At 39.7% G+C, this 7,280-nt stretch carries 8 protein-coding genes and 1 riboswitch; of the genes, 1 reads left to right on the forward strand and 7 read right to left on the reverse strand.

What is annotated here, in order from left to right; genetic code table 11:
- Positions 1 to 7: 7 nt before the first annotated feature.
- From EQG49_RS13500 to EQG49_RS13510, 3 genes are all read right to left on the reverse strand, one after another.
- Entirely contained in the window at positions 8 to 214 is a 207-nt protein-coding gene (locus EQG49_RS13500; protein ID WP_133364490.1) for a hypothetical protein, read from the reverse strand.
- 169 nt (positions 215 to 383) lie between these two features.
- A complete protein-coding gene (locus EQG49_RS13505) occupies positions 384 to 671 on the reverse strand; it encodes a hypothetical protein (protein WP_133364491.1) in 288 nt (95 codons plus the stop codon).
- A 31-nt stretch (positions 672 to 702) separates the two neighbouring features.
- The gene (locus EQG49_RS13510; protein ID WP_133364492.1) at positions 703 to 1,521 is read right to left on the reverse strand and encodes a ParA family protein; all 819 of its coding nucleotides are present in this window, start codon (positions 1,519 to 1,521) and stop codon (positions 703 to 705) included.
- A 243-nt stretch (positions 1,522 to 1,764) separates the two neighbouring features.
- Between EQG49_RS13510 and EQG49_RS13515 the strand changes: the two genes are divergently transcribed.
- Positions 1,765 to 2,628, forward strand: a complete 864-nt coding sequence (locus tag EQG49_RS13515) for a tyrosine-type recombinase/integrase (RefSeq protein ID WP_133364493.1) — start codon at positions 1,765 to 1,767, stop codon at positions 2,626 to 2,628.
- Positions 2,629 to 3,725: 1,097 nt separating this feature from the next.
- Here the strand turns inward: EQG49_RS13515 and thiE are convergent.
- The 4 genes from thiE to EQG49_RS13535 are packed head-to-tail and all read right to left on the reverse strand — an operon-like array spanning position 3,726 to position 6,711.
- Positions 3,726 to 4,412 carry a thiamine phosphate synthase gene (thiE, locus tag EQG49_RS13520; RefSeq protein WP_133364494.1) on the reverse strand — a complete coding sequence of 229 codons (687 nt, stop codon included), beginning with the start codon at positions 4,410 to 4,412 and terminating at the stop codon, positions 3,726 to 3,728.
- A complete protein-coding gene (gene thiD, locus EQG49_RS13525) occupies positions 4,405 to 5,214 on the reverse strand; it encodes a bifunctional hydroxymethylpyrimidine kinase/phosphomethylpyrimidine kinase (protein ID WP_133364495.1) in 810 nt (269 codons plus the stop codon). Before thiD ends, thiE begins: the two co-directional genes overlap by 8 nt.
- A complete protein-coding gene (thiM, locus tag EQG49_RS13530; protein WP_133364496.1) occupies positions 5,211 to 6,008 on the reverse strand; it encodes a hydroxyethylthiazole kinase in 798 nt (265 codons plus the stop codon). Before thiM ends, thiD begins: the two co-directional genes overlap by 4 nt.
- Position 6,009: 1 nt before the next feature.
- Positions 6,010 to 6,711 carry a thiaminase II/PqqC family protein gene (locus EQG49_RS13535; protein WP_133364497.1) on the reverse strand — a complete coding sequence of 234 codons (702 nt, stop codon included), beginning with the start codon at positions 6,709 to 6,711 and terminating at the stop codon, positions 6,010 to 6,012.
- 99 nt (positions 6,712 to 6,810) lie between these two features.
- A riboswitch (TPP riboswitch) is annotated at positions 6,811 to 6,913 on the reverse strand.
- Positions 6,914 to 7,280: the final 367 nt, after the last annotated feature.

The raw sequence follows: 7,280 nt of genomic DNA on the forward strand, positions 1-7,280 counted from the left end.
TTAGCGCTTAGTCTTTGGATGGGGTAAGCGCTTTTTTTGCGTCCTTAATTAATAAGCGCGCTTGCTTAAATGTTACTCTTATCAAAAATACAATAACAAATAACATCAAGATAATTAACGCTGCATATATAAGGCTCATAAGCAAACTCCTTTCCCAACTAGGCGGATCAAGTGACCGCCACGCTTCTAACAAACTTTGAAATAAAGCTGTCATTGGTGCGTCCTCCTTTCGTTAGTAATTAGGAGAACTATGACAGTAGGTTAAACCATTTTCATAGTTCAACCATAAGGTAATAATACATGATTTTAAGTATTTTAGAAACACAAAAAGCCAAACATTTAAACATGTTTGGCTTTTTTGCCGTGACGCTATGCTAAACTTATTAATTTTTTTCGTTTTTAGCTAATTCTTCTCTGGCTAATTCTTCAACGAGAAATTCAATAAAGGGAGACCGCTTCATGCCACGTTTGGCTGCCATTTCATCAATAACATTCATTACGGATGGACGTGCATTGAATGTATACTTTTTGCGTTCTTCAAAAATACGTTCTTGAGGTAAGCGCAATTCTAATGAGTTGGCTTCAACACCAAATTTTGACTCATGAAGGGGGACATTTTGCATTTGTTTTGCTTTCTTGTATGGTGCTAATTGTTCTTCTGGTGATTTCATTTTCTATTCCTCATTTTTCATATTAATTTGTCTATTCAGCAGCGTCAAGAACTTCAATCATTTTGTTATAAGCAATATCAGTTTCTTCCATCAATTTTTTATTTCTCTTTTTTAAACTAGGGTACATGTTCTTAAACTGTTCATTCGCACTAACATTGAATTTTTTTGAATTTTCAATGAGCGCGAATTTGGGAATAATCGTTAGGAGTACATCTTTCTGTGTTTCAGCATACTCTTGTGTTCCCGTTTTTGAAAAATCAAATGCAGAACCAATATGATATAGTTTCCCGTTGATTGTACTTTCAAATTGTTTAGTATCTAGATTTATTTCAATCTTATTTTCTTTTAATAAATCAAATTGAGCTTCGTACTCTAATCTATCTTGTGCTCCGATTTTGTCTCCTGTTATAAAATCAAAAATCACATCTGAAGTCATGGTTATTATTTTATTTAACGTCGTATCATTTGGGTGAGTATCAAAGAAGATATAGTCGAAGTCGAACCAATTGTATTCTTCAGTGGGTGTATATATCCAGTTAAGTAATTTTTTCTCCCATCCTGGCATTCCATTTAGGTGTTTATTTAATAATTCTCCGTTATTAACTGATCCAGGAATGATGAAGATATTTTTCTTTGGATTTTCTACTCTGACTGGTTTGTTATAAAAAATATCATTTGTCGTACCATGAACTTCTGTTGCTAGCCCAAATCGTTTTGATAGTCCACGATTTTCGTCTAAGTCTAGTATTAGAACTTTTTTGTTTTGTAATGCTAATTTACCTGCCAAATTAAAAGCAGTTGTGGTCTTACCCGAACCTCCTTTACTTGAAACAAACATTCCTGTTTTCATTTTTCTTCTCCTGTATTTTCATATGTTTATATGTCGAATAGCTGAAAAAATTAATATTCTCGGCGGTTTAAAGTAAGTTAATTGTATGACTATTTTCATATTTCAGGGAAATTAATTTTTTAAAGTATTTTCCGAAAAAAAGATTAAGAAAGTTTAAAGGAATTTGTTGAATTGCACCGAAATAGGCATATACTAACTTTCTGTTGTTTTAATTGGTTATCACAAGTGGAGGGTGTGAATTATATGTGTTATACAAAGTTTTTGGATTATTTAAAAATTATGGGGTATTCACCACTTACCATTACTTCATATGGTTTTGATTTAAAGGAATTTGACCGTTTTATTGAGCATAAAGATTATATTGACCGTGTAGGAATTCGCGAGTATTTAACGTTTTTGTATGACAAGGGATTGGCTAGTAGTACTATCCATCGTAAGGTTGCAGCAATTAAAGCGTTTTTAAAATTTGCTGAAAGTGCTCGTTCTGATGATGTTTTTGATGTTTTAGTAGGTATAAAAGTACACGCTAAATATCATTTGCCTAAAGTTATATATCAAGTTGACTTGGATCGAATTTTTGATTACTTGCCAACACAAGAGACTTTTAAAAATGGTTTGAGAGATGAGGCTTTGATTGAAGTATTGTATGGCACGGGTATTCGTGTTGGTGAGCTTGTAAGTATGAAAATATCGAATGTTGACTACGCAAACCATCGCCTAAAAGTAATGGGCAAAGGCTCTAAAGAACGATATGTTCCACTAGGTCGTAAGGCTGAATTTGCATTAAAAAGATATTGTTTTGAGGAACGGAATGAAAAAATACCAGCATTTAGCGATTACGTATTTCTTAATAGTTACGGTAGACGGTTAAGTTCGCAGCGTGCTGAGTTCATCGTAGCAGACATATGTGAAAAAGCTGGCGTGTCTAAACGTGTTTATCCTCACATGTTTAGACACACGATGGCTACTAATTTGTTAGATAATGGCGCTGATTTGATAAGTATTAAGCAAATTTTGGGTCATTCTAGTGTATCAACGACTATGATTTATACACATGTTTCATCAAAATCGTTGTTAGATTCATATCATAAATTCTTCACTAGGTAAAACTTTTTGCGCTTTTTAAAAACTTGGATAAATATACGAGAAGTTGCATTTTATGATTTAATTGTGAATGGTGTTCACAATTAAATCATTTGCACAATAATACACATGTGCTATTATTATCTCAGGATTCAATTCAAGTATTGTTTATGACTTTTAACTATTGGTTATTATTGGTTATCATTGGTTATTATTGGCTGTTCTTGACTATTGGCTATTCTTGACTATTGACTGTTCTTGACTATTGACTGTTCTTGACTATTGGCTATTGGCTGTTCATAAATTAATATAAATAAACAACTGACATTAGGTTGCATTGTGCGTAACGAGTTTACGGCTCAATCCATACACCTAGTTTACATAATATATATTATTCAAAGATGTGGAAAGCGAAACATAAAAGTAAGGAACTATCCGTGTTCTTCACCTTTGCGCTAATTGTGTCCGTATTGCAAGCACTACTGATGTGCTGCCTTCCTAATCAGTTATTAAATATATCAATCTGTGGTGAAATTAGATCCGTAGTTACTTTTACGTGTACTCGCTCTGATAATAAATTTAGAGAATCTATACTATATCCTTAGTCAGCTTTTGATGATGCTGATCTAAACTAGCGGCATTGTTATTTTAACTATTAACACTTTAATCTAAAATGCGCATTAACTGTAAGCATTGCTCGGTAGCTCTGTTGTAGCATTCGTACTGACATTTCAGCGTGAACGCCTAAACAACGGCACTTTGTGGCTCAGAAATACAAAAACAGCAACTACTAGACCTCAGTAGTTGCTGTTTTTTTGAAACATAATTGGTACTTTTTAAATATTATAGTGTTGGAAACAAAAAGTGAATTGCAACCAAGCCTAGTACTAACATTAGTGTGATTGCAACAACTTCACGCCATTGCAACAATACGCTGCCTTGGCGGCGAGCGATAAGCACACTAATGATTTCCAATAAAATTACGGGGGCAATTATTCTTAATAACATCAAATCCCTAATACTCCAATAAATGTGGTTTATTGAGTATAGCATGATTTTGCGCAAATCAAACATTACACTTATGTTAAAACTAAGTTAAGTCTATTGCGGAAAATTGGCCGTTAAGCGAAAGCTGCTTTTATTTGGTTAACCCGTAATTTTAAATCAGCTTCATTAGCCTGGGTTAAAGCCGATATCATTGCGACACCGGCAATCCCTGTTGCGGCAATCTTGGCGACGTCTGGTACATTAATCCCGCCAATAGCGACAATTGGTACATTAATCCCGCCAATAGCGACAATTGGTAAGTCAGTCTGATCTTGTAAGGCTAATAAGCCGGGAATCCCAATTGCGGGATCAGCATCGAGCTTGGTTTTAGTTGCATTGACTGGACCGCTGCCTAGATAATTAACACCAGTTAAATCGCCAGAATTTGCGAGCTGGGCGGGTGTGCTGACGGATAAGCCAACGAACATACCCTGTTGCTTTGCCCGGCGGACCACCTGCTGAATTTGCGTGTCAGATTGACCAACATGGATGCCATCAGCACCGATCGCAATTGCCAATTCTAAATCATCGTCAATGACTAGTGGGACGTGATATTGGCGCGTTAAGCTGCGCAGTTGCTGGGCAAGCGCCAGTTTTTCACCACGGGTTCGTTTGATTGGTCCCTTTTCGCGATACTGAAACATTGTGATACCGGCCTTTAGCGCCCGTTCGACGTAAGTGATTAAATCCTCACCAAGGGACATATTACTCGAACCTGCGACTAAATACACTTGTAACATCTGTGGTTCAAATTCAATCATCTTGCACCTCAATCCAGTGGTTTAACGGGCCGTGTCCATGCCCGACAATAATTTCAGTACTAATTGTCGCTACTAAATATGCTTTGGCGAGCTGGATTGCTACTGGTAGTGATTTACCGAGCGCAAGTTGACTTGCGATTGCGGCGGCAAATGTATCACCAGTTCCATGCGTGCGCTTAGTAGTAAACTTGCGGTCAGTCAACGTTAAGAACGTGCCATCGGCCATTAATACTACGTCAGTCAATTCAGCTTGTAGTAAGTGCCCGCCTTTGATGAGGACATTCTGCGCACCTTGTTTTTGTAACTTGTACGCGGCTTGCTGCATATCGGCGACACTATTAATTTGCATTTGCGTTAATACTTCGGCTTCGGGAATGTTCGGTGTGACCAGCGTTGCTAGCGGTAATAACTGGTCACGGACAGCTTCAATTGCGTCATCGGCAAGCAACTTTGCGCCCCCTTTGGCAACCATCACTGGATCAACAACAATCGGGCCAAAATTATATTTGCGCAATTCTTGGGCTACTAACCGCACATGGGACGCATCGCCCAACATACCAGTTTTAACCGCTTTAATCGCTAAATCATCTGCAATACTTGCAAATTGCTGGCTCACAAACGCTAGTGGCATTAACTCAACACCTTGCACGCCATATGTGTTTTGTGCGGTGACTGCAACTACAACCGTTGCTGGGTACACATGATGGGCAAATGCCGTCGCAACGTCTGCATTGATACCTGCACCCCCGCTTGAATCAATCCCAGCGACGGTCAAAATTTGCGGAAATTGTTGTTCGTTCATTTAACTAGCTCCCAATCACCAAATGCCTGTAATTTGCTTGGGGTCAATTGGTATAATTCATCGAGTAAATTAACGGCAAATGTGCCAGGTTTATTAGGGGCCGTCTGTGCGGCTAATTGGCCGGCAACACCCATTGCAAGGACTGCGGTAGCAACTGCATCAACATGGTTTTCGTGAGGTAAAACAAAGGCACCAATCAGCGAAGACAACATATCTCCTGACCCGACGTTTGTAGCTAATAACGGCGTGTTGTTATTGATGACATATGTCGTTTCACCATCAGTCACGACGTCTCGGGCCCCAGTTAGTGCGATAATGGCGCCGGTCTTGTGGGCAGCGGTTTTGGCAACTGTGACGACATCTATTTCACCAACCGCATCAATACCACGCGATTCAGCTGTGATATTAGCAAAATACGCAATTTCACTCGCGTTACCACGAATAATATCAATTTTGATTTTGCCGCGCAGTTCTTCGACTAATTTGCTGCGAAATGGGATATTTACGGCCACGGGATCAATGATTACTGGTCGTTGTAAACGGTTTGCTGCCGTACCTAAGGCAACTAATTCGGGCATATCATAAGCTGAGCCTTTGCCGGTACCGAGATTCAATGTGACGGCGTTGGCGATTGTGACCATGTCATCGGCTTCTAACGGTTCGAGGCTCATAATTGGTGAACCGCCAATCACATTCACGGCATTGGCAACAATTTGGGGTGTTACAAAGTTGGCAAAAGTCACAACCACCGGATTGGCTGCCCGCACGTTGTTCAAGATTTCGTAATTTAACATATTAGATGGCCTCCGCTTGCTGATAGATTGTATTTTCAAAAGTCCAAGTTTCTTGGTGGTAGACGGCATCCCAGAAGCGCCATTCGTATTCACAGCTTTGTAAAAATACCGTTTGGATTGTTTGGCGTTGTGCGGTAGTTAAGGATGCGGCGTGAAAATCGAGAATGCTGAATAATTCATCAGCTAATTCAGTCGTTAAGATTTCGGGATAGTCGCCGGCATAGACATGGAGCCATTTTTGTAATGCGGTTTCTTCGCCAACTTGTGGCGCTAACGTCTCACCAAAGACCCGATACGTCCATGCACACGGAATCAAAGCCGCGACTAGTGTGAGATAGTCATGCTGACCTGCCAATGCCAAATGGTTAAGATAGGCGGTGGTCGTGGGATTGGCTTTTCCAAGATCCAACTCATCTAAACTAGTGCCAGCAGCTGATAGTAACCAGTTGTGGGCCACACTCTCGCCAGTTGTCACCGCAACTAAGGGCGCAAAAATTGCTTGTTCGGCAATGTTGTCAGTCATCGTAAATGCCTGCGCGAAGCCTTTATCGTATTCGCTCAAATAATGTTCATCTTGTTGGACGTACGCAATTAAGCGGGCTGGTGAAATCGTACCAGCCACAACGTCTTGCAAAAATGGATGCGCTAAAATTGCATCGATAATCGGGTTAGCAGCTTCAATCAGTGAATCAGAAAATTTCATCGTGGTCTCCTATCTATTATGAAACAAGCGCAATTACATTTTGTAAATTGCCATAAAAAAAGATGCTAACCCGCGTATGAGTTAGCATCAAATAAGAGTTACTTTGATTAACCACTTTCCTACGCGAGTTTTAACTCAACAGGTTCAAGGGTCCCGGCCTAGCCGATCTCAGTGACGCATCGTCACACCCCTAGTGAAATATTTGTATATGAGCATAGAATAGCACGTCGCAAACTAATTGACAACTATCAATTTTGTGTCGTGTTTGGTATTTGCGTGTGGGACCACTACGTGTCTGGAAATTACTTGGCGCACCACGCTGGAAGCAAGACAATCCAGCCTGCAAGGCTAATCTAATCGCGTTAGGATTAGATTCAGTATTTTGTGCAACAAAATGCTGGGATGTTTTGCGTTGCCGGTTCGCAGGCATAAGCATAGGCTATCCCCAGTCGCGGTGTAAAGGCTACGCCCGCCAAGCAATTAGCCACGAATAATGCTCAAACTAGCAAAAAACAGTCCTAAACAAATCAGTTATCGCGGATTTTGTGATGTGCTCATATAAGTACTTT

The organism is Periweissella cryptocerci, from assembly GCF_004358325.1.
In the GTDB taxonomy this organism is placed as follows: domain Bacteria; phylum Bacillota; class Bacilli; order Lactobacillales; family Lactobacillaceae; genus Periweissella; species Periweissella cryptocerci.